17 protein-coding genes and 1 pseudogene are annotated in these 22,315 nt (G+C 73.1%); 9 read left to right on the forward strand and 9 right to left on the reverse strand.

Annotation, left to right across the window (positions count from 1 at the left end; genetic code table 11):
- The first annotated feature begins 67 nt into the window (after positions 1–67).
- Positions 68–769, forward strand: a complete 702-nt coding sequence (locus AB0G84_RS19165; protein WP_361321649.1) for a gamma-glutamyl-gamma-aminobutyrate hydrolase family protein — start codon at positions 68–70, stop codon at positions 767–769.
- A gap of 147 nt (positions 770–916) precedes the next feature.
- Here AB0G84_RS19165 and AB0G84_RS19170 read toward each other — a convergent pair whose 3' ends face one another.
- Positions 917–1,843, reverse strand: coding sequence for a LysR family transcriptional regulator (locus tag AB0G84_RS19170; protein ID WP_361321651.1), 927 nt, complete (start codon positions 1,841–1,843; stop codon positions 917–919).
- Positions 1,844–1,948: 105 nt separating this feature from the next.
- On the opposite strand from AB0G84_RS19170, the gene AB0G84_RS19175 reads away from it, so the two are divergent.
- Positions 1,949–3,073 (forward strand): TDT family transporter, encoded by a 1,125-nt coding sequence (locus tag AB0G84_RS19175; protein WP_361321653.1) that lies wholly within the window; start codon positions 1,949–1,951, stop codon positions 3,071–3,073.
- Here the strand turns inward: AB0G84_RS19175 and AB0G84_RS19180 are convergent.
- Positions 3,070–4,806, reverse strand: coding sequence for a CocE/NonD family hydrolase (locus AB0G84_RS19180; RefSeq protein WP_361321655.1), 1,737 nt, complete (start codon positions 4,804–4,806; stop codon positions 3,070–3,072). The genes AB0G84_RS19175 and AB0G84_RS19180 overlap by 4 nt on opposite strands.
- A 106-nt stretch (positions 4,807–4,912) precedes the next feature.
- On the opposite strand from AB0G84_RS19180, the gene AB0G84_RS19185 reads away from it, so the two are divergent.
- On the forward strand, positions 4,913–5,629 hold the full coding sequence (locus tag AB0G84_RS19185; protein ID WP_361321657.1) for a TetR/AcrR family transcriptional regulator C-terminal domain-containing protein: 717 nt from the start codon (positions 4,913–4,915) through the stop codon (positions 5,627–5,629).
- A 117-nt stretch (positions 5,630–5,746) separates the two neighbouring features.
- Positions 5,747–7,921 carry a hypothetical protein gene (locus AB0G84_RS19190; RefSeq protein WP_361321659.1) on the forward strand — a complete coding sequence of 725 codons (2,175 nt, stop codon included), beginning with the start codon at positions 5,747–5,749 and terminating at the stop codon, positions 7,919–7,921.
- 93 nt (positions 7,922–8,014) lie between these two features.
- On the opposite strand, the gene AB0G84_RS19195 is transcribed toward AB0G84_RS19190, so the two are convergent.
- The 5 genes from AB0G84_RS19195 to AB0G84_RS19215 form a co-directional block, all read right to left on the reverse strand.
- Complete coding sequence (locus AB0G84_RS19195; protein WP_361321661.1) at positions 8,015–8,476, reverse strand: hypothetical protein; 462 nt, start codon at positions 8,474–8,476, stop codon at positions 8,015–8,017.
- A gap of 113 nt (positions 8,477–8,589) precedes the next feature.
- Positions 8,590–9,327 carry a helical backbone metal receptor gene (locus tag AB0G84_RS19200; RefSeq protein WP_361321663.1) on the reverse strand — a complete coding sequence of 246 codons (738 nt, stop codon included), beginning with the start codon at positions 9,325–9,327 and terminating at the stop codon, positions 8,590–8,592.
- A gap of 33 nt (positions 9,328–9,360) precedes the next feature.
- Positions 9,361–9,798 carry a hypothetical protein gene (locus tag AB0G84_RS19205; protein WP_361321665.1) on the reverse strand — a complete coding sequence of 146 codons (438 nt, stop codon included), beginning with the start codon at positions 9,796–9,798 and terminating at the stop codon, positions 9,361–9,363.
- Positions 9,799–9,958: 160 nt separating this feature from the next.
- Complete coding sequence (locus tag AB0G84_RS19210) at positions 9,959–12,559, reverse strand: ABC transporter permease/substrate binding protein (RefSeq protein WP_361321667.1); 2,601 nt, start codon at positions 12,557–12,559, stop codon at positions 9,959–9,961.
- A complete protein-coding gene (locus AB0G84_RS19215; RefSeq protein WP_361321669.1) occupies positions 12,552–13,742 on the reverse strand; it encodes a glycine betaine/L-proline ABC transporter ATP-binding protein in 1,191 nt (396 codons plus the stop codon). The genes AB0G84_RS19210 and AB0G84_RS19215 overlap by 8 nt, the downstream gene beginning before the upstream one ends.
- A gap of 227 nt (positions 13,743–13,969) precedes the next feature.
- Between AB0G84_RS19215 and AB0G84_RS19220 the strand changes: the two genes are divergently transcribed.
- From AB0G84_RS19220 to AB0G84_RS19230, 3 genes are all read left to right on the forward strand, one after another.
- A complete protein-coding gene (locus AB0G84_RS19220; protein ID WP_361322046.1) occupies positions 13,970–14,884 on the forward strand; it encodes a 5'-3' exonuclease in 915 nt (304 codons plus the stop codon).
- Between the two features lie 47 nt (positions 14,885–14,931).
- Positions 14,932–15,792: a siderophore-interacting protein gene (locus AB0G84_RS19225; RefSeq protein WP_361321671.1), complete on the forward strand. Its 861-nt coding sequence runs from the start codon at positions 14,932–14,934 to the stop codon at positions 15,790–15,792.
- A gap of 103 nt (positions 15,793–15,895) precedes the next feature.
- The gene (locus AB0G84_RS19230; protein WP_361321673.1) at positions 15,896–16,273 is read left to right on the forward strand and encodes a VOC family protein; all 378 of its coding nucleotides are present in this window, start codon (positions 15,896–15,898) and stop codon (positions 16,271–16,273) included.
- A 36-nt stretch (positions 16,274–16,309) separates the two neighbouring features.
- Here AB0G84_RS19230 and AB0G84_RS19235 read toward each other — a convergent pair.
- A pseudogene (locus AB0G84_RS19235) lies at positions 16,310–17,250 on the reverse strand (IS5 family transposase).
- 557 nt (positions 17,251–17,807) lie between these two features.
- On the opposite strand from AB0G84_RS19235, the gene AB0G84_RS19240 reads away from it, so the two are divergent.
- Together AB0G84_RS19240 and AB0G84_RS19245 are read left to right on the forward strand one after the other, a co-directional pair.
- Positions 17,808–18,455 carry a helix-turn-helix domain-containing protein gene (locus AB0G84_RS19240; RefSeq protein WP_361321675.1) on the forward strand — a complete coding sequence of 216 codons (648 nt, stop codon included), beginning with the start codon at positions 17,808–17,810 and terminating at the stop codon, positions 18,453–18,455.
- A 2-nt stretch (positions 18,456–18,457) separates the two neighbouring features.
- On the forward strand, positions 18,458–19,204 hold the full coding sequence (locus AB0G84_RS19245) for an SRPBCC domain-containing protein (protein ID WP_361321677.1): 747 nt from the start codon (positions 18,458–18,460) through the stop codon (positions 19,202–19,204).
- A gap of 190 nt (positions 19,205–19,394) precedes the next feature.
- On the opposite strand, the gene AB0G84_RS19250 is transcribed toward AB0G84_RS19245, so the two are convergent.
- Positions 19,395–22,211 (reverse strand): DEAD/DEAH box helicase, encoded by a 2,817-nt coding sequence (locus AB0G84_RS19250; RefSeq protein WP_361321679.1) that lies wholly within the window; start codon positions 22,209–22,211, stop codon positions 19,395–19,397.
- Positions 22,212–22,315: the final 104 nt, after the last annotated feature.

The following is a 22,315-nucleotide window of genomic DNA, read 5'->3' on the forward strand; positions in this document are numbered from 1 at the left end:
GGCCGGGGACACCGGCCGGCCCCGCCCGTCCCGCACCGCCCCTACCGCACACGGAGGACCACACCCCATGTCCCAGCCCCTCATCGGCATCAGCACGTACCAGGAAGACGCCCGGTGGGGGGTGTGGTCACTGCCCGCCGCCCTGGTGCCCGCCGGATACCCCAAGCTGGTGCAGCGCTCGGGCGGCCTGGCCGCGCTGCTGCCCCCGGACGATCCGGCGGCGGCCGCGGCCGCGGTGGCCCGGCTGGACGGGCTGGTGATCGCCGGCGGCGCGGACGTGGCGCCGGCGCGGTACGGCGCGGAGCCGCACCCCCGGACCGGGCCGCCGGCCCTGGACCGGGACGCCTGGGAACTGGCCCTGATCGAGGCCGCGTTGGCCGGCGGGGTGCCCCTGCTGGGCATCTGCCGCGGGCTCCAGCTGCTGAACGTGGCGCTCGGCGGCACCCTCGTCCAGCACCTCGACGGGCATGCGGGGGCACCCGGGGTCTTCGAGCAGCACACCGTCAAGCCGGTGCCGGGGACGCTGCTGGGCCGCACCCTGCCGGAGCCGGTCTCCGTGCCGACGTACCACCACCAGGCGGTGGACCGGCTCGGCGGCGGACTGCTGGTCTCGGCGTACGCGGAGGACGGCACCATCGAGGCCGTGGAGCTGCCGGACGGGCCCGGCTTCGCCCTGGCGGTGCAGTGGCACCCGGAGGCCGGCGACGACACCCGCGTGATGGACGCGCTGGTGGCGGCGGCGCGCGGGGAGTCATCCACCGGAGCGTGACCCTCGCTGCCCCGGGGCACGGCCCTTGCCCCGCCCCCGGGAGCGCGCGCCGTGCCCCGGGGGCAGTGGGCCGTGCCCCGGGGCAGCGGGTCGGGTCCCGGGGGCAGTGAGGCCGAGCCCCCGGGGCGGCGAGCCGGGCTCAGGGCGTCAGGACGGGGTGCGGGTCAGCCCCAGCAGCCGGCGGGCCGGCCCCGCCGGCCGCTGACCGGCCGGCCACACGGCACGCAGCTCACGGCCCAGCCGCAGCCCGCGCACCGGGATCTCCACCAGCCGCCGGGCGGTCAGCTCCTCTCCCACCGCGAGCTCGCTGAGCACGGAGGGCGCGGCCTCGCTGACCACGGCGGCCTTCACCGCGGTGGTCGAGGCGAGTTCCAGCAGCGGCTCGGCCAGCCCGCCGTGCGCGGCGAGCGCCGCGTCCAGCACCTGCCGGGTGCCCGAGCCGCGCTCGCGCAGGATCAGCGGCGCCGCGGCCAGTTCGGCGACGGTCAGCCCGCTGCGGCGCCGGGCCCAGGGATGCGTGGGGGCGGCCACCACGACCAGCCGATCGTGCCCGATGACCGCTCCGTCCAGCCCGGCCGGCACCTGGAGCCCCTCCACGAACCCCAGGTCCGCCTCGCCCGCCAGCAGCCGCCCGGCCACCACGCTGGAGTTCCCCGCCAGCAGCGACACGGCGGTGCCGGGCAGCTCGGCGCGCAGCGCGATCAGCCAGCCCGGCAGCAGGTACTCGGCGATCGTCATGCTCGCCGCCACCCGCAACCGCGAGTCCCGGCGCGCCCGCAGCGCCTGGGCACCCGCGTCGAACGCCTCGGCGGCCTCCACCACCCGCCGCGCCCAGTCCGTCACCAGCGCCCCGGCGTCGGTCAGCCGTGAGCCGCGCGGCGACCGCTCGACCAACGCCACGCCCAACTGCCGCTCCATGGAACGGATCCGGCTGCTGGCCGCCGGCTGGCTGATCCCGCGGTCCCGCGCCGCACGCCCCAGGCTGCCGAGCCGGGCGACGGCGAGCAGCAGCTCCAGCGCCCCCAGGTCCGGGACCCGGTGCGCCAGCGGCACCGCCGGCCCGTCCTCGCTCATCGCTCCCCCACACCCCTCACTACCCCACGACACATAACCCCAGCTTATGCCCTCATAGACACGATGCCCCTGGTGGCGGCCGTGCCGGCCGGTGAGGCTCGTCGCATGGCAGCTCTCACGCACGCACCTTCCCGTACCGCCCCCGACCCCGCCGCCCCGCGCCCACCGGGCGGCGTCCGCCAGCTCGGGCCGAACTGGTACGCCGCCGTCATGGGAACGGCCATCGTCGCCAGCGCCGGCACGGCCCTGCCGCTCACCTCGCCCGTTCTGCACACCGGCTACCGCGTCGTCTGGGCGCTGTCGGCGCTGCTGCTGCTGACGCTGTTCACCGCCCGGGCCGTGCACTGGCTGCGCCACTCCGACCAGGCCCGCCGCCACCTCGGGGACCCGGCCGTCGCACCGTTCTACGGGTGTCTGGCGATGGCCGTGCTGGCGGTCGGCGGCGGCACCCTCGCGGTCGGCCGGGACGTGCTCGGCGAGCCGGCCGCGGTGGCCGTCGACGCGGTGCTGTGGACGCTGGGCACGCTGCTGGGGCTGGCGGCCGCCGTCGGGATCCCGTACCTGATGGTGACCCGCCACCGCATCGAGCCGGGCAGCGCCTCCCCGGTCTGGCTGCTGCCGCTGGTCGCCCCCATGGTCTCGGCGGCGCTGGGGCCCGCCCTGGTGCCCCACCTGCCGGCCGGCCCGTGGCAGCGGGCGCTGCTGCTCGCCTGCTACGCCCTGTTCGGGATGTCCCTGCTGGCCACGCTGCTGGTGCTGCCCCTGGTGGTGTCCCGGCTCCTGCACCACGGCCCGCTGCCCCTCGCCCTGACCCCCACGCTCTTCCTCGTCCTCGGTCCGCTGGGCCAGTCGACCACCGCGGTGGGCAACCTCGCCGGTGCCGCACCCGGCGCGGTGGACGCCCCGACCGCCCACGCCATGGCGGCCTTCGCGGTCCTCTACGGGGTGCCGGTGATGGGCTTCGCCCTGCTGTGGCTGGCGCTCGCGACCGCGATGGTGGTCCGCGCCTGGCGCCGGGGCATGGGCTTCGCAATGACCTGGTGGGGCTTCACCTTCCCGCTCGGCACCTGTGTCACCGGCGCGGCCGGCCTGGCCCGGCACACCGGACTCGCCGCCTTCGACTGGCTGGCCGTGGGGCTGTTCGCCGTCCTGGTGACGGCGGTGGCGGTGACCGGCACCCGGACCGCGGACGGCCTGGTCCGCGGCCGGCTGCTCGCCCCGCCGGGCTAGGCCTTGGGCGCTTCCTTCGGAGCGTCGTGGGTTCCGTCCCCGGGTTCCGCCCCGCCGTCGGGCAGCAGCAGCGCCGAGTCCGCATGGAGGGTGATCCGTACGGGGGCGAGGCGGGCGGCGTCGAGCCGCGGCTCCCCGGTGCCGGGGTGGCGGGCGAAACGCGGATGGGCGCCGCCGCTGATCTGCCAGCGGACGCGGTGCCCGGCGGCGAAGCGGTGGGCGGTGGCGCCCATCGGCACGGTGACCTCCGCGGGCCCGAGCCCTTCCGTCCGCAACGGGGCCAGCCCGTCGCAGACATTGGTGGAGCGGCCCTGTGGGTCCACCTCGCACAGGCGGGCGAAGACATCGGCGTGGCCGGTGTCCGTGGCGACGGTCAGCCGGGCGGCGACCGGGCCGAGGACGTCCAGCGGGGCCTGAAGCGGCGGGCCGGTGAACGTCACCACGTCCTCCCGGGCCTCCAGCGCCCCGTTGTCGCGCGCCCCGGCGGTGGGGGTGAGCAGGGGGCCGCCGACGGAGGGGGTGGGGTCGGCCGGGTCGTAGCGGAAGGACGCCACGGGCGCGCCGTCGGTGGGGGCCTGCCCGACGAGATGGCCGTCCGAGGTGGGGAACCACGGGGTCACTGCCGGCGCTTCCGGCCAGTGGTCGAGGTCCCGCCAGGCGCCCCCGCCGTCCTCGCCGCCGACGTGCACCCGGACGCCGGTGGGGCGCAGCCCGGAGTCGTCGTCGCACAGGTGCGCACGCAGCCAGGCCAGGGTCTCGCCGAACACCTCGGGCCAGCCCTGCTGGAGGGCGGTGGTGTGGGTCCAGGGGCCGACGAGCAGGGCGGTCGGGCACCCGGCCCGGCGCAGCCGGTGGTACTGCCCGAAGGTCTGGTCGACCAGTCCGTCGTGCCATCCGGTGACCAGGCTGACGGGCACGCGCAGCCGCTCCGCCGCCCCGGCCAGGCTGGCGCCGTCCCAGTACGGGTCCTGGGGGTCGGGGTGCGCCATCGCCCCGTCCAGCCACGGCACCTCGGCGGCGAGGCCGGACACCGCCTTCCCGTGCAGCGGCCGGGCGGGGCTCATCCGGCGCATCCGGCGGTGCAGGCGCAGCGTCGCCCTCGCGAACGGCCCCACCCCCCGGTGCTGGTAGGTCATTCCGACGCCGACGACCAGCGCGTTCTCCAGGCGGAGCGCACCGTCGGTGTGGAACATGGCGTGCGGGTCGTGCAGGCCCACCTGTACCGCCATCGCCTTCAGCTCCGGCGGCGGGTCCAGGGCGAGCGCCCACTGGACGTACCCCAGATAGCTGGGGCCGACGGTGCCCAGCACCCCGTTGAACCAGGGCTGTTCGCGGAGCCAGGACACCGTGGCCCGGCCGTCGGCGGCCTCGTTGCGCCACAGGTCGAACCGGCCGCCCGAGCCGCCGGTGCCGCGGCAGCTCTGCAGGACGACGTGGAAGCCCTGTTCGGCGAAGAGCAGGCCGTACATGGGGGACCAGGGCACGCCCCGGCCGTACGGCGAGCGCACCAGGAGGGTGGGGAAGTCGCCCTGGGCGCGCGGGAAGTAGTGGTCGGTGCACAGCCCGCTGCCGTCGGCGGCCGGCACCACGAGCCCCGGCTCCCACCCCACGTCGTACCGCTTGGCCGGCAGGCCGCGCCAGGTCGCCCTCATCATCCGTGCGGACAGCGCCGGTTTCCCGGGCGGCGGTGCCCAGGCTGGCCGGGTGCCGGCGCCGTGCGGAGCTGTGGTCATGGTTGCCTCCCTCGGTGCGTACGCGAGAATTTACGTACGATGTACGAGAATAAGGGATGCTTGGATGGCCTCCGCAAGGGCCGCCCCGGAGAAAGGACCCCAGACCGTGACCCGTGACGGCGGATCCGGTGCCGCGAGCGTCGATCCCCAGCAGCTCTGGCTGAGCCCCGCCCGGTCCGGCCGGGGCCGCAGACCGGCCTTCAGCCGCGCGGCGATCACCGCGGCTGCGGTCGCCCTGGCGGACGCGGAGGGGCTCGAAGCGGTCACCATGCGGCGGGTCGCCGCGCAGGTCGGGGCCGGTGTGATGTCGCTCTACAGCTACGCCCCCGACAAGGAGACGCTGCTGGAGCTGATGGTCGATCACGTCAGCGGCGAGCCGCCCGCGCCGGCGCCGCTCACCGGAGACTGGCGCGTCGATCTGAGGGCCATCGGCCACCACCAGCGCGCCCTGATGCTGCGGCACCCGTGGCTGCCCGGCACCCTGACCACCCGGAGGTCGCTCGGCCCGAACGCGCTGGCCTTCCTGGAACACGCGCTGGCCGCCCTGCGGCCCACCGGACTGGACGGCGCGGCGCGGCTGGAGGCCTTCGCCCAGCTCACCGGCTTCGTCTCCGGTCACGTCGGGCACGAGATCGCGCAGGCGGACGCCGCGCGCTCCCCCGGCCGGGCCGCGGCCGAGGCCCGCTACCTTGGCGCGGTCGCGGCGGACGGCCACCACCCGGAGCTCGCCGAGGCCCTCGCCGCCCCCGCCCACCCGGCCACCCCCGAGGCGACCTTCACTCGTTTCCTGGACCGCCTGTTGGACGGATTCGCCGCGAACTGACCCCGCTCGGCGCCTTGTTGGCGCGGGGGCACCGCACTCCGGCCGCGCCGGCGCCGGGAGGGCCGCCCCGCGGGAAATCCACTGCGTGGGCGCCGCACGGTCTGGGATCATGGCGGAATGGGACACGGTCTCGCCTCACTGATCATCCGGCACACCCACCGCCTCCCCTGTCCCACGGGACCCACCGGGGACGGCGACGTCGTGGCGCGGCAGCTCGACGCCGCCCTGATGTCGGTGGGCTTCAAACTCTCCACGGACCTGCTGGCCCACCTGTCGGGCCTGTCCGCCGCCACGGTCGTCGAGACGGCCGTGCTCGCGCTGGACGCGGCCCGCGCCATGGTCGGCGACCACGTCCAACACAACGTCTACTTCCGGGACTTCCCGACCCAGGTGCCCGACACCTTCGACTTCTGGCAGGAGTGCATCGCCGCGGCGTTGGCCGACGATGCCACCCGCGACGCCACCGCCACCCAGCTGCGCAGCGGCGTGCTGGACCTGCTCACCCTCCCCACCTACGGCAACTACCGCCACACCTATGCCGAGATGCTCGCGGTCCACGACGAGCTGATAGCGGCGGCCGGCGACCGGATGACCGTGCTGCACCTGGGAGGTGTCCTGGACGACGAGGTCACCGCCGCGTACCTCGCCCTGGCCGGCAGCACCACCCCGCTGGGCGACGAGCACCTCGCCGACCTGCGGACCCTCGCCGCCGCACGGGTCGACGGCCCGCAGCCCGAGGAGATACCGATCCGGGAGAACCGCGCCGTGGTCAACGCGGCCCGCCTGGGCGTCGGCGCGGACCTCCTGCTGGACACCGTCACCGATGTGCTCCGGCTGGCCTGCGCGCTGTCGGACGGCGATGTGACGCTCCAGGAACCGACCCGCTTCCGGGCGCTTCCCCGGCCGGTCCGGCGGGCCCTGCTCGCCGGGCTGGACGGGGTGGTCGCCGCGGCCCCCGGCAAGCTCGCCGACGTGCCCGCGCACCGCGAGCGGTGGAAGCGCCTGGGCGAACGCCTCCACCCGCACGAGTACCCGCGCTGGCCGGGCGCCGCCGCGGTGTTCGCGGTCGCCCGCGGTGAGCGGGAGGCCCGCTCCCTCGACGGCCGCGTCGAGGAACTCCTGGGCAGAAGAAAGGACGTCACCGGCGCGGTGGAGCAGCTGAGCACCGCGCCCGGCAAGCTGTTCCGCGCCCTGGACCGGCTGCTGCGCACGGCCCGCACCCAGGAGGAGCGCGACGCCGTGGTGGCCGCCGCCGAGCGGGTCGCCCCCCAGGTCTCCGGCCGGGTCGTGCTGTCGGTCCGTGAGCACCTGCACAACCGCTCCGGGAAGCGGGGCAAGCGCCGGGTCTTCGTCAACCGCCTCGGCCGCGCCTGGGTCACCGCCGACACCCGCCGGCCCGTGCCGCCGCCGGAGCGCAAGCGGCTGACCGCGATCCTGGACGCCGAGGTCCGCCGCCGCCTGCCCGACCCGGGCCACCTGCTGATCGACCCCGACGTCCTGGACGTCGCCCTCCCCCTCAGCGGCAGGGCGACCACCTCCGGCCTGGGGGTGCTGCCGCGCGGCTCCGTCTCCCCGGTCGACGGCGAGCTGCTGCGCTTCTTCGTCTACTGGAAGCAGACCTTCCAGCCGACGGACTACGACCTGTCGGCGCTGCTGCTCAACGGCCGCTACGCGACCGTGTCCTGGTTGTCGTACACCGCGCTCCGCAACGTCGGGGGCGAGCACTCCGGCGACATCACCGACGCCCCCAACGGCGCCTCGGAGTTCATCAACCTGCGGCTGGGCTCGGTGCGCGGCACCTTCATCGTCCCTCAGGTCAACATCTACGCGGGCGAGTGCTTCGAGGAGGTCGCGGAGTCGTTCTTCGGCTTCATGCTGCGCGACGCCGCACAGCAGGGCCGCCCCTTCGAACCGCGCACCGTCCGGATGAAGTCGGAGCTGCGGGGGCCGGGCCGGGTCGCGCTGCCGCTGGCGTTCCAGCGCGGCAACGACGGTCGCTGGCGGGCCCACTGGCTGCACCTCTACCTGAAGGGCACACCGACCTCCAACCAGGTCGAGGGCAACCGGGTATCGGTCGCGACGCTGCTGCGCGGGATGATCGAGCGCGAGTACCTGACCGTCGGCTACCTCGCCGACCTGGTGGCCGACCGGGCCCCGTCCATGACCCTGTGGGACGGCGGCGCGCTGCCGGACGGCCCGGTGACCTTCATCGGGCTGGACCGCCCCGAGGGCCTGCACCCGGACTCCCGGGTGATCACGCCCGGAAATCTGCGTGACCTGGTTCCCGCCTGACTGTTATCGTCGACCGCGGCGAGGCCATGAAGGGGCTTCCTTCTCACACTCCTTGAATCTAGTTCCTTCGCTCTCCTCGCCCTTGACGTTGCGTCAGGAGATGCCGTCCGGCTCTCCGGTGCGCCGGCCCGGCCCCGCGGTGTCCCGCGGGGCCGCCGTCAGATACCCCGAGCGCCACCCCGACAGCAGCAGCGCCGCCGGGATCTGCAGCAGTATCAGCGCCAGGGTCAGCCGGAGGAACCCGTAGTCCGCCGGCGCCGCGTCCCCGGCCACCACGGCCTCGCCGACCGCCACCACCAGCAGCACCGCGCTGTAGAGGCTCCCGTCGACGGCGACCGCCCGCCACCGCGGCACCGGTGCGGAGAGCCGGCGGGCCACCGCCAGCGCCACGACCGCGCACACCACGAAGACCGCCTCCCGGGGCGACCAGGTGTCCGCCGCCCAGACCTTCCCCTCCGCCCCGAGGGAGGAGAGCAGGTCCACCGCCTTCCCCACCGCCCACGAGGCCAGAACGACGATCACCGCATAGGAAACGGCACTGCGCCGGCGCACCATGACGCCTTCTCCTTCCACCCGTTCGGCAGCCGGTCGGGCCGCCGCCGGGACCAGTGTCCTCCCCCACCTCCGCGGGCCGACTGCGGGGCCGGCCCACGGTGGTTGACACAGCGTCAGTCAGCGGCGGCGAGCGCGCCGGCCAGGACGTCCGGGGCCTCGGTCAACGACGGTCCGTACCACGTCAGATGGCGGCCGCTGACCAGTGCGGCGGGCAGCCCGGGGAACGCCTCGGGGCCGTCGGCGGCGGTGAAGCGGTACGGCTCGTCGGGGAGGACGACGAGGTCGGCCCGGGCGGCCAGAAGGGTGGCGAGGGGGATCCGCGGATAGCGGTCGGCGTGCCCCGCGTAGAGGTTGCGCACCCCCAGGCGGGCCAGCAGGTCCCCGGCGAAGGTGTCCCGGCCGAGCACCGTCCACGGCCGCCGCCAGATCGGCACCACCGCGGCCCGCTCGGCCGGCGGCGCCGGCAGGTCGCGCCAGGCGGCCTCGGCGGCGTCCAGCCACCCGGGCCGCGGCAGCCCACAGCCGTCGACGAGCACCCGGTGCAGCTCGGCGAACGCCCCCGCCAGACTCCGCACCTCGGTCACCAGGACGTCGAGCCCCGTGGCCCGGAGCAGCGCGAGGTCCTGCGGGCGGTTCTCCTCCTCGTTGGCGATCACCAGATCGGGCGCCAGGGCGGTGACGGCGGCGGTGTCGGGGTTCTTGGTGCCGCCGATCCGGGCGACCGTCAGCCCGGCCGGGTGGCTGCACCAGTCGGTGACGCCGACCAGCAGATCGGGGGCGCTCTCGGCCACCGCTTCGGTCAGGGAGGGCACCAGGGACACCACGCGCCGGACGGGCCTGTGAGAGGTCATCCGCCCACGGTACGGACGGCCGCGGCCCGCGTCTCAGGAGCGCGCTGCGGCACCGCGCCGGCGGAGCAGATACCCGGCGCCGCCGGCCAGCACCAGCAGCGCCAGCCCGCCCGCCGCCTGGGCCATGCCGATGCCCTCGATCTCCCCGCCGCGCACCGTCACGGTCTCGGTGAACGTCGCGCCGCCCGGGGCGCATTCGATGGTGACCGGGTAGCGGCCCGGCTCCGCCCGCACGGCGACCCGGGCATCGGCGGCCATCCCATGAGCGCCGGGCCGCAGCACCACCGCACCGAAGAGCGGGGAGGCCGCCCGCGCGCCCCAGGAAGAGGCGCACTGCCGTCCGTCGCTGATGCTCACCCGCTGTCCGGCCGCCACCGGGTCCGGATCGACCCGCGCCCGGGCGGCAGGCGCGGCGACGCCCAGCGCGGCGGCGCTGAGCAGGGCGACGGCGGCGGAGCGGGCGGACTTCACACGGCTCAGCGAAGCACCCGCAGGGCCGCCCGGCCAGCCGTGCGCGGCCGATCGGGTGACTGGGAGAACGCGGTGGGCCCGCTCCCGGTCGTCCGGGAGCGGGCCCACCAAAGGGTGCTTCAAGGGGTGCCTCAGCGGGTGAACCACCCGCCGTGGGCGGTCACTTCACCGGGGCCATCTTGTCGACGACGCCCGGGTGGTCGGCGATCCACTTGTCGACGCCCTTGTTCTCGTTGCCCTTGCCGGCGTCCTGGATGTCCTTCTCCAGGCTGCCGAGCTCGTCGGGGGTCATCTTCCAGTTCTTCAGCCAGCGGTGGAACTCCGGGAACTTCTTCGGGAAGCTCTTGTTGCCGAGCGTCTTGATCTGGTTGTTGGCGCCCCAGGTGCCCTTGGGGTCGGCGAGCTTGGTCAGCTTGTACTTGCTGTAGGCCCAGTGCGGCGACCACAGCACCACCGCGACGGGCTCCTTCTTGTGGTACGCCCGGTCCAGCTCCGCCAGCATCGCGCTGGTGCCGGCCGAGGTGACCTCGAAGTCCTGGAGCCCGTAGGCCGGGGCGACGGTGTCCTTGAGCCGCTTCATCTCGCCGGTGCCCGGCTCAATCCCGATGATCTTGCCCTTGAACTCGTCCTTGTGGGCACGCAGATCGTCGAGGGTCTTCACGCCCTTGACGTACGAGGGCACCGCGATCTCCAGCGACGTCTTGTCGTACCACGGCCCGACGTCGACCAGGTCCTTCTTGTACGTGTCCCAGTACTGCTTCTGCGCCACCGGCAGCCAACCGTCGGTCTCCACGTCGATCTGGCCGGTGGACAGCCCGGTCCACATCGGCCCGATGTCGAGGTTGCGGATGTTCGGCTTGTAGCCGCGCTTCTCCAGGACGTTCTTCCACAGGTAGGTGGTGGCGATGCCCTCGTCCCACGCCGGGTAGCCGATGTTGGGCGCCTTGCCGGCATCCTTGCCCTTGGCGTAGGTGGCCTTGGCGGACGGCGCGACCTTGTCGACCAGGCCGGGGTTCTTCTTCAGCCAGGTGCGCACACCGTCCTGCTCATGGCCCTCGCCGGCGTTCTTGACGTCGTTCTCCAGGCTGGTGAGCTGCTTCTCGTCCAGGTGGAAGTTCTTCATCCACGTGGCGACCTCGGGCTCGTCCTTGGCGAAGCCCTTGCGGCCGAGCAGGTGCAGGCTGTCGCCGGAGCCGAACGAGCCCTTGGGGTCCTTCAGCTTGGTGAGCGGGTACTTGTCGTACGCCCAGTGCGGCGACCACAGGGTGACCGCGATCGGCTTCTTCTGGTGGACGGAGCGGTCGAGCTCGCTGAGCATCGACGCGGTGCTGGACTCCTGCACCTTGTACGCGCCGTCCAGGCCGTAGTCCTTGAGGACCTTGTCCTTGAGGATCTTCATCTCGCCGGCGCCGGGCTCGATGCCGGTGATCTTCCCGCCGAACTCGCCGGCCTTGCCCTTGAGGTCGTCGAGGGTCTTGACGCCCTTGACGTACGAGGGCACCGCGATCTCCAGCGAGGTCTTGTCGTACCAGGCGCCGAGGTCCTCCAGGTGGTCCTTGTACTTCTTCCAGTACGAGGCGTGGGTGGTCGGCAGCCAGGCGTTGGTCTGTACGTCGATGTCGCCACGGGCCTGCCCGGCGAACAGCGGACCGGCCTCCAGGGCCTGCACCTTGGGCTTGTAGCCGCGCTCCTCCAGGATCTCCTTCCAGAGGTAGGTGGTGGCCTTGCCCTCGTCCCAGTTGACGTAGCCGAGGCTGATCGGGCGGCCGTTGCCGCCGCCGGCCGCGCCGCCGCCCTTGCCGAAGTAGCCCATCCCGCCGGCGAGCAGCGCCAGCACGACCACGCCGACCATCGCCACCGAGGTGGCGGGCCGCCAGTGCAGGAACTTCAGCCCGCCGAGCGAGGCCTGCGCCTTGGCCAGCGCCCGCCGGCCGAGCGGGGAGACCCGCTGGTTGAGCGCGCCGGTCATCCGGTCCAGGTACATGGCGAGGATGACCACCGCGAGGCCGGCCTCGGCGCCCAGCGCCACATTGACCGAGCTGATCGCGTTGTAGACGGAGGAGCCCAGGCCGCCGCCGCCGACCATGCCGGCGATCACGACCATGGACAGCGCCAGCATGATGACCTGGTTGATTCCGGCCATGATGGTGGGCAGCGCCAGCGGCAGCTGGACGCGGAAGAGCGTGCTGCGCGGGTGGGTGCCGAACGCCTCCGCGGCCTCGACCAGTTCCCCGTCCACCTGCCGGATGCCGAGCTCGGTCATCCGGACCGCGGGCGGCATGGAGAAGACGATGGTGGCGACGATGCCGGGGACGACACCGAGGCCGAAGAAGAGGATGCCGGGGATCAGGTAGACCATCGCCGGCATGGTCTGCATCAGGTCCAGGACCGGGCGCAGCGCCCCGCCGACGACCCGGCTGCGGGCCGCCCAGATGCCCAGCGGCACCGCGACCACGACCGTGATCAGGCAGGCCACCAGCACCAGGGAGAGCGACTCGATGGTCGGGCCCCACTGCTCGATCGAGTCGATCAGGGCGAACCCGACGAAGGTGAGCAGGGCGGCCGGCAGCCCGCGCAGCCACCAGGCAAGCACCGCGAAGATGCCGGCCAGCAGCAGCGGTTCGGGGGCGGCCAGCACGGTGTGGATGGCGTCGTAGAGGCCGTTGAGGACCTTGGTGATGAGGGTGAACAGCCAGTCGAGGTTGTCCCGCAACCAGTTGACGGCGTCGTTCGCCCAGCTGCCTATCTGGATCCTAGGCATCGGCGCTCACCTTGCCCTCGGGCTCGTCGTTCCCGGCCCCGCGCTCGGCGGACCGCTCCGGTGCGGTCTTCGCCCCGGGCTGTCCGGGGATGCCGGCAGCCGCCGCGTCCGGCTCCGGTGCCGACTCGCCGAGCACGGCCAGCAGCCGCTCGGCCGGTACGGCACCGACCAGGTCTCCCTGGGCGTCGGTCACCGCGACCGGCACGGCGGAGGAGGAGCAGGGCGCGAACAGGTCGGCGAGCGGGGTGTCCACCCCGACCGTGGCGGGCGCGGCGGCCCGGAACTCCGCGGCGGTACCCAGCGTCGCGCCGTCGGGGGTGGTGGCGCCGAGCACCGTTCCGACCTCCGTCATCACCGCGCCGGCGGTCAGCACCCGGCTGCGGTCCACGTCCTGGATGAAGGACGCCACATAGTCGTTGGCGGGGCGCACGAGGATGTCCTCGGCGCTGCCGGTCTGCACGATCCGCCCGTCCCGCATCACCGCGATCCGGTCGCCCAGGCGCATCGCCTCGTTGAGGTCGTGGGTGATGAAGACGATGGTCTTCTTCAGGGTCTTCTGCAGCTCCAGCAGCTGGTCCTGCATGTCCCGGCGGATCAGCGGGTCGAGCGCGCTGAAGGACTCGTCCATCAGCAGCAGGTCCGCGTCGGTGGCCAGCGCCCGGGCCAGGCCGACGCGCTGCTGCATACCGCCGGACAGCTCGTCGGGCCAGGACTTCTCCCAGCCCTCCAGGCCGGTCAGGGCCAGCGCCTCGGCGGCCCGCCGCTCGCGCTCGGCGCGCGGCACGCCCTGCACCTCAAGGCCGTAGCCGGCGTTCTCCAGCACGCTGCGGTGCGGGAAGAGCGCGAAGTGCTGGAAGACCATGGAGATCTTCCGGGAGCGGACGGCGCGCAGTTCCTTGTCGCTGAGCGAGGTGAGGTCCTGGCCGTCGAACCGTACGGTTCCCGCGGTCGGCTCCAACAGCCCGTTGAGCATGCGCAGCAGCGTCGACTTACCGGAGCCGGACAGACCCATGACGACGAAGATCTGGCCCTCACCGACCTCGATCGAGGCGTCGATCACCGCGGCGGTGGTGCCTTCGGCCCGCAACTCGTCCCGATCGGCACCGGCTTCGAGTGCGCGTACCGCGTCCTCGGGTCTTCTGCCGAACACCTTGTACAAGTGCTCGGCTTGCAGCCTGGACACATAGACCTCTCTTGTCGAACGTCGAACGACCTGCCACCCCCGCAGGCAGGTCGTGGAGCGGGACGGGTTCCGCCCGCCATCACCGGCGAAATGGTGCATTCCAACCGGGTTCAGCTCCGGATGCGCGCCTGCCCCTCTTTATCTGGCTCAAACACAACGGTGTTCCAGATCACATCGCCGTGACGTTTGGGGCATACGGCATCATGCGAGGTGTGAATCGACGCCTGATGCTCCTCGACACCGCCTCCCTCTACTTCCGCGCTTATTTCGGGGTACCGGAATCAGTCAAGGCCCCGGACGGGACTCCGGTGAACGCGGTGCGCGGCCTGCTGGACTTCATCGCCCGCCTCGTCCAGGACCACCACCCCGACGACCTGGTCGCCTGCATGGACTTCGACTGGCGCCCCCAGTGGCGGGTCGACCTGATCCCCTCGTACAAGGCGCACCGGGTCGCCGAGGAGGCCCCGGCCGGATCCGCCGAGCCTGACGAGGAGGAGATCCCGGACTCCCTCTCGCCACAGGTCCCGGTCATCGAGGAGGTGCTGGACGCGCTGGGCATCGCCCGCATCGGCGCGGCCGGCTACGAGGCCGACGACATCATCGGCACCCTGACCACGCGGGCGGACGGCCCGGTGGACATCGTCACCGGCGACCGCGACCTCTTCCAGCTCGTCGACGACCGGCGCGGGATCCGCGTGCTGTACCCGCTCAAGGGCGTCGGCACGCTCCAGCTCACCGACGAGGCGCTGCTGCGCGAGAAGTACGGGGTGGACGGCCCCGGCTACGCCGATCTGGCGCTGCTGCGCGGGGACCCCAGCGACGGCCTGCCGGGGGTGCCCGGCATCGGCGAGAAGACCGCCGCCAAGCTGCTGGCGACCTACGGCGATCTCGCGGGCATCGTGGCCGCCGCCGAGGACCCCGCCACCAAGGTGACCCCCGCCCAGCGGGCGCGCCTGCTGGAGGCGCGGCCCTACCTGGAGGTCGCCCCGAAGGTCGTCAAGGTCGCCACCGACGTCGCCGTACCGGACATCGACCACGCGCTGCCCACCGAACCGGCCGACCCCGAGCGGCTGGAGGCACTGGCCGAACAGTGGGGGCTGGGCGGCGCGCTGCACCGGCTGCTCGTCACACTCCATCGATGACCTGTTAAGTTAGGTAACCCTAACCACACGCATCAGGGGAGATTGCCGTGGCAGCAGCAGAACGTCCGACCCGCAAGACGCCGACCCTGCACCACGCCCGGGTCCAGCGCACCGAGTGGCTCACCCCGCACATGGTGCGGGTGGTGCTCGGCGGCGCCGGGCTGGCGGAGTTCACCGCCGGCGAGTTCTCCGACCACTACGTCAAGCTGGTCTTTCCGCTGCCCGACGTGGACTACCCCGAGCCGTTCGACCTCGCACAGATCCGCGCCGACTTCCCGCGCCACCGGTGGCCCAGAACCCGTACGTACACCGTCCGCGCCTGGGACGCCGGGACCCGCGAGCTGACCGTGGACTTCGTGGTGCACGGCGACGAGGGGCTGGCCGGCCCCTGGGCCGCCGCTGCCCGACCGGGCGACGAGATCTTCCTGCTCGGCCCGGGCGGCGCCTACGCCCCCGGGGCCGACGCCGACTGGCACCTCCTGGCGGGCGACGAGAGCGCACTGCCGGCGATCGCCGCGTCCCTGGCGCGGGTCCCGGCCGGCGCCCCGGTCCGTGCCTTCATCGAGGTGGCCGGCCCGGAGGAGCAGCAGGAACTGGAGGCGCCGGCCGGCGCCGAGATCACCTGGCTGCACCGCGGCACCGCACCGGTGGGCCGCGCCCTGGTCGCCGCGGTGCGGGCGCTGGACTTCCCGCCGGGCCGCGTCCAGGCCTTCGTCCACGGCGAGGCGGGCTTCGTCAAGGAACTCCGCCGGCTCCTGCGCATCGAGCGGGACGTCCCCCGCGAGTCCCTCTCCCTCTCCGGCTACTGGCGCGCCGGCCACGACGAGGACGGCTGGCAGGCGTCCAAGCGCGACTGGAACCAGCAGGTGGAGGCCGAACAGGAGTCGGCACCCGCGGCCACGTCCTGACACCTCCAGCGCCGCCTGCCATGACCGGGCACGCCTAGGGCCTGTCGCTGCGATCTGGGATATCGAGGGGCGGGGCTGTCTGGCGGCCGCTTAGGATCAGCCCATGATCGCTGACCTGCAGTGCGTGGTGCTGGACTGTTCCGAGCCGAGGCAACTTGCCGAGTTCTACCAGGCGCTGCTCGGTGGGGCTGTCAATCAGGAGGATCGGCGATGGACCCTGAGCGACGGCTGGGCGACCTTGCACACGCCGTCCGGACTCGTCCTGGTCTTCCAACGGGTGGCTGACTACATGCCGCCGCAGTGGCCCGGCTCGACCCGGCCTCAGCAGTTCCATCTGGACTTCGGTGTCGCTGACCTGGACCGAGCCCAGGAACAGGTGCTGGCCTCGGGGGCGAGGATGCTGGACGACGATTCCGGTGGACGAAGCTGGCGTGTCTATGCCGATCCGGCAGGGCATCCGTTCTGCCTGGTGCGGCACTGAGGAGAGGGAACAGGCTGCGGGCGCGCCGGCGCATGATCACGAGCAGAGCCGGATGAGCAGGGCGGCAGCGGTCACCGTGCCGAGGTAGACATGCCCGCGCTTGTCATGGCGGGTGGTCACGGCTCTGAACTGCTTGAGCTTTCCGATGGCCCGTTCCACCGTGTTCCGATCCTTGTACCTTGCTTTGTCGAAGCCCGGAGGCCGGCCGCCGCGCGAACCCCGGCGCAGGCGGGCGGCCTTGTGGTCCTTCTTCTCAGGGATCACGTGCCGGATACCGCGCTTGCGGAGGTAGGTGCGGATCTTGCGATTGCTGTATGCCTTGTCGGCGCCCACGCTGTCCGGGGTGCGGCGCGGGCGGCCGAGCCCCGTGCGGGGAACGCGGATCTTGTCCACGACCAGCTGGAACTGGGTGCAGTCCGCCCGCTGCCCCGGCGTGATGAGCAGGGACAAGGGGCGGCAGCGGCCCTCCGCGGCAACGTGAATCTTGGTGGTCAGGCCGCCGCGGGAGCGGCCGAGGGCCTCGCCTGGTGCACCGCCTCCCCCAGCTGGAGCCGTTGGGTACTGTGTGCGCGCAGGTGAACTGATCTTCGGGGCGCCCCCCTTGAGGAACCGGGTGGCACAGGCGGTGGGTTCTTGGGTGCTCCGGCGGCGTGCTGGTGAGCGCGCACGAGGGTGGAGTCGACGTTGATGTTCCCGTCGATATCGCCCTCGGCATCGGCGACGGCTTGGATGTGCTGGAGGAGTCTGCCCCAGGTGCCGTCAGCTGACCACAGCAAGTGCCGCTTGTGGACGGTCTTCCATGGGCCGAAGCGTTCGGGAAGCTCCCGCCACTGCACCCCGGTGCTGAGCCGGTGAATGATTCCGTTGATCACCTGCCGGTGGTCCCGCCACCGGCCGCACCGTTTCTTGCGCACCGGGAGCAGCGGCTCCGACACTGCCCACTCGCCGTCAGTCAGCTCCCCCCTGCTGAGCGTGATCCGAACAACCAGCTACCTGAACGAAGAGACACGGCCTAGCACCCCGCCCCGGTGCCGGGCCCGGGTCCGCGCATCCGCCCTCTCACAGGACCAGCCCCCGGGGCCGGGTCTGGTCGCACACCCGCCGACTCCTACGGCGACAACACCACCGAGCCCCGCGACACCACCGTGCCCCGGGAGGGCGACCGACGGCCTGGCCGCCGCCTCCCGGATGCCCCTCGCGCCCTAACGCTCGCCCCGTAATGCCGCCGCCGCACGGGCACCAGCCGCACCGGGCCGGGCGTCAGGCACGCCCGGCCCACCGGCCGCACCGCCCGGCCCCGCCCGCGCCACCGGGCTGACCGGCCGCACCGCCCGGCCCGCCCGCACCTCCGGGCCGCTCACAGCCTCCGAGCCGCTCACGCCTCCCCGCCCCGGCTCGCACGTGCCCACCACGGCCGCACCCCCACCCCCCCCACTGCCCCACTGCCCCGCCGCCGTGCCCCGGCGCTGCGACGCCCCGCACCGACAACTCTCCCTTCCTTGACAACAATAGTTTTCGGTCGCACTCTGAGGGGGTGATCGATGTAGCAGTGATCGAGGATCCGGCCGCCGCCGGTGTCTCCCTGGATCCGGTGCGGGCGCGCCTGCTGGCCGTGCTCGCCGAACCGGGTTCGGCGACGACCCTGGCCGCGCGGGTCGGCCTGTCCCGGCAGAAGGTCAACTACCACCTGCGGGCCCTGGAGCGGCACGGCCTGGTCGAGCTGGTCGAGGAGCGCCGCAAGGGCAATGTCACGGAGCGGATCGTGCAGGCGACCGCCGCGTCCTATGTGATCTCGCCCGCCGCGCTGTCCGCCGTCGAGCCCGATCCCGGCCGGGCCCCGGACCAGCTCTCCGCCCGCTGGCTGCTGGCCCTCGCGGCCCGGCTGGTGCGCGAGGTCGGCGAGCTGATCAAGCGTTCCACCCGGGCCCGGCAGCGGCTGGCCACCTTCGCCCTCGACGGCGAGATCCGGTTCGCCTCGGCCGCCGACCGGGCCGCGTTCGCCGAGGAGCTCGGCGCCTGCGTCAACGGGCTCGTCGCCAAGTACCACGACGAGGAGGCGCCCGGCGGCCGTCCGCACCGGCTGATCGTCGCCCTCCACCCCAGCCTCACCCGCCCCGCGGACGAGCCCGCACCGGGCCCGGTGGCTGACGGTGCCGCACCCCCCGCACCCCCCGAGGAGTAGCCATGTCCCGAGAGTTCGAGATCCGCCGCGAGGTCGTCCTGCCGGCCGCCCCCGAAGAGGTCTTCGCCGCGGTCACCACGCACACCGGCGCGTGGATGTTCCCGACCGAGAAGGTCCCCGCCGTCGGTGGGGAAGGCCCGGACGACCCCACGGTCAAGGCCTGGGAGCCGCCGCACCGCTTCGAGGTCCGGGTGGACGGCGAAGACGGCTGGTTCAACGCCCTGGAGTACGTCATCGAGGCCCGCGACGGCGGCACCGCGGTGCTGCGCTACGTCCACAGCGGGGTGCTGAGCGAGGAGGACTGGGACGGCCAGTACGACGGCGCGTCCCTGCACACCGACTTCTACCTGCACACCCTCGGCCAGTACCTGGAGTTCTTCACCGGCCGGCCGGCGGCCTTCGCTGATGTGCAGGGCCCGGCGGCGTCCCGCACCCCCGACGGATTCGAGGTGCTGCTGCGGGCCCTGGGCGTCACCGACGCCATGGGCGTGGGCGACCGGCTGCGGGGCGGACCGCCCGGCACGGACCCGCTGGACGCGGTCATCGACTACCGCACCGCGCACTTCCTCGGCCTGCGCACCGACGGTGCCCTCTACCGCTTCTTCGGCCGCAACGCCTTCAAGGCACCGGTCGGTATGACGATCCACCTCTTCGACGGCGCGCAGGACGGCACCGCCGACGCCGGACGGGCCGAAGCGGCCTGGCAGCGCTGGATCGACGGCGTGTACGCGCCGCAGAGCGCCGGCTGACGGGCCGCCGGACTCCCTGGGGTACCGGACGCGGAGGCCAAGCAACACCCCGGAGAGCCACCCGGCCCGCGCCCGGTCCGCAACCGGCCCGTGCGGCAGCGCCGTTGACCGACCCGCAGCACGCCGGACGGCGCCGCGCCCCCCTCGGGGTCGCGGCGCCGTCGTGCACCGGGCCGGCCGGACCGTACCGCTAGCCGACCGAGGAGTACGCCACCACGCCCCGCAGCACCCCGTCCATCGCCCGGCGGGCGGCCCGCACCACCGAGCCCTCGGGCGGGGCCGCCGCCGCGATCTGGCCGAGGACATCGACCAACTGCTTGCACCAGCGGACGAAGTCGCCGGCCGGCATGTCCGCCTCGCGGAGCACCTCGTCGAGGCCGAATCCGGAGGCCCAGCGGTACGCCGCCCAGGCGAAACCGAGGTCCGGCTCGCGCTGGCCGACGCCCTCGGCCTGGTTGATCCGGTGGTCCTCCTCCAGGGCGTCCAGCCGGCCCCAGATCCGCACCATCTCCCCCAGCGCGTCCCGCGCCTTGCCGGCCGGCAGCTTGGGCGCGACGGCATCGTCCGCCTGCCGTGCCTCGTACACCAGCGCCGAGGCACAGGCCGCCAGTTCGGCCGGGCCCAGGCCCTCCCAGACGCCCTCGCGCAGGCATTCGCTGGCGAGCAGGTCCAGCTCGCCGTAGAGCCGGGCCAGCCGGCGGCCCTGGTCGGTGACCGTGTCACCCTCCAGGTAGTCCAGCTCCGTCAGCAGCGCACAGATCCGGTCGAAGGTCCGGGCGATGGTGTTCGTCCGGCCCTCGATCCTCCGCTCCAACTGGCGGGTGTCCCGCAGCAGTCGGTGGTAGCGCTCCGCCCACCGGGCGTGGTCCTCCCGCTCGGCGCAGCCGTGGCAGGGGTGCGCCCGGATCTCCGTCCGCAGCCGGGCGATCTCCCGGTCGTCGGCCGCCGCCGCGCGCTGCTTGCGGTGCCGCGACGGCGGGATGTGCCCGGCCTTCGTCCGCAGCGCGGACGCCAGATCACGGCGCGACTGCGGGCTGCGGGCATTGAAGGACTTGGGGATCCGCATCCGGTCCAGCGCGGCGACCGGCACCGGGAAGTCGATCGAGCCCAGCCGCTTGACCTGGCGCTCGGCGGTCAGCACCAGCGGCCGGGGGCCGTCCTGCGCCTCGAAGCCGCGGTGGCCGTTCGTCCGGCCCGAGGGCATACCCGGGTCCAGGACCAGCGCCAGGCCCGCGTACTTGCCGGTGGGCACATGGATGACGTCGCCGGGCCGGAGCTTCTCCAGCGCCGCCGCGGCCGCCACCCGCCGCTGCGCGGCCCCCTGCTTGGCGAGTTCGGACTCCCGGTCCTTCAGCTCCCGCCGCAGCCGCGAGTACTCCTCGAAGTCGCCGAGGTGACAGGTCATCGAGCCGCGGTAGCCGTCCAGCCCCTCCTCGTTCTTCTGCACCTGGCGGGTGATCCCCACCACCGACCGGTCGGCCTGGAACTGCGCGAAGGACATCTCCAGCAGCTCCCGCGAACGGTGCCGGCCGAACTGCGAGACGAGGTTGACCGCCATGTTGTACGACGGCCGGAAGGAGGACCGCAGCGGATACGTCCGGGTCCCGGCGAGTCCGGCCAGCGCGCCCGGGTTCATCCCGCGCTGCCACAGCACCACCGCATGGCCCTCGACGTCGATGCCGCGGCGCCCGGCCCGCCCGGTCAACTGGGTGTACTCGCCGGGGGTGATGTCGGCGTGCTGCTCGCCATTCCACTTCACCAGCTTCTCCAACACGACCGAACGGGCCGGCATGTTGATGCCCAGCGCCAGCGTCTCGGTGGCGAAGACGGCCTTGACCAGACCCTTGGTGAAGAGCTCCTCCACGACCTCCTTGAAGGTCGGCAGCATCCCGGCGTGGTGCGCCGCGATGCCCCGCTCCAGGCCCTCCAACCACTCGAAGTAGCCCAGCACATGGAGGTCGTCGTCGGGGATCCCGGCCGTCCGCGCCTCGACGATCCGGCGGACCTCCTCGCGCCCCTCCTGGTCGTTCAGGCGCAGGCCCGAGTACAGGCACTGCTGGACGGCGGCCTCGCAGCCGGCGCGGCTGAAGATGAAGGTGATCGCGGGCAGCAGGCCCTCGTTGTCGAGGCGGTCTATCACCTCGGGGCGGCTCGGCGTCCAGATCCGGGCGCGCTGCCGCCGCTCGCGCTCGCGGTCCGCCTCGCGCAGGTTACGGCCCCGGCGCTTGTCCCGGCCGAACGTCGGCCGGCTGTTCTCCATCCGGGCCAGCCGCTCCAGGTCGGGGTTGACCTCCCGGCGGCCCCCGCGCTGCCCGTCCCGCTCCTCGAAGAGGTCATATATCCGGCGGCCGGCGAGGACGTGCTGCCACAGCGGCACCGGGCGGTGCTCGGAGACGATCACCTCAGTGTCCCCGCGGACGGTGTCCAGCCAGTCGCCGAACTCCTCGGCGTTGGAGACCGTCGCCGACAGTGACACCAGCGTCACAGACTCGGGGAGATGGATGATCACCTCTTCCCAGACGGCGCCGCGGAAGCGGTCGGAGAGGTAGTGCACCTCGTCCATCACCACATAGCCGAGGCCACTGAGCGACTGCGACCCCGCGTAGAGCATGTTGCGCAGCACTTCGGTGGTCATCACGATCACCGGTGCTTCGGAGTTGACGCTGTTGTCGCCGGTCAGCAGGCCGACCTTGCCGGCGCCGTACCGCTTGACCAGGTCCTGGTACTTCTGGTTGGACAGCGCCTTGATGGGCGTGGTGTAGAAGCATTTGCGGCCCTGCTCCAGGGCCAGGTGGACGGCGAACTCGCCGACGATCGTCTTTCCGGATCCGGTGGGAGCCGCGACCAGCACGCCCTTTCCGGCCTCCAGGGCCGTGCACGCCTCGACCTGGAAGGGGTCCAGGTCGAAGTCGTACATCTCTCGGAACGGGGCGAGTGCGGTGGCCTGCTCGGCCGCCCGGAGCTTGGCGGCGGCATAGCGCTCAGCAGGGGACATGTCCTCGGTCATCGTGCTTACGAGCGTACCGGCCACCTCTGACAACGACCCGATCTTTATGTGCGGCCTTTACCGAGCGACCGCCCCGAGCGGCGGCACTGCTGGAAAACCCGTTG

Origin of the sequence: Streptomyces sp. NPDC020742, assembly GCF_040641675.1 — a bacterium.
Lineage (GTDB): Bacteria > Actinomycetota > Actinomycetes > Streptomycetales > Streptomycetaceae > Streptomyces.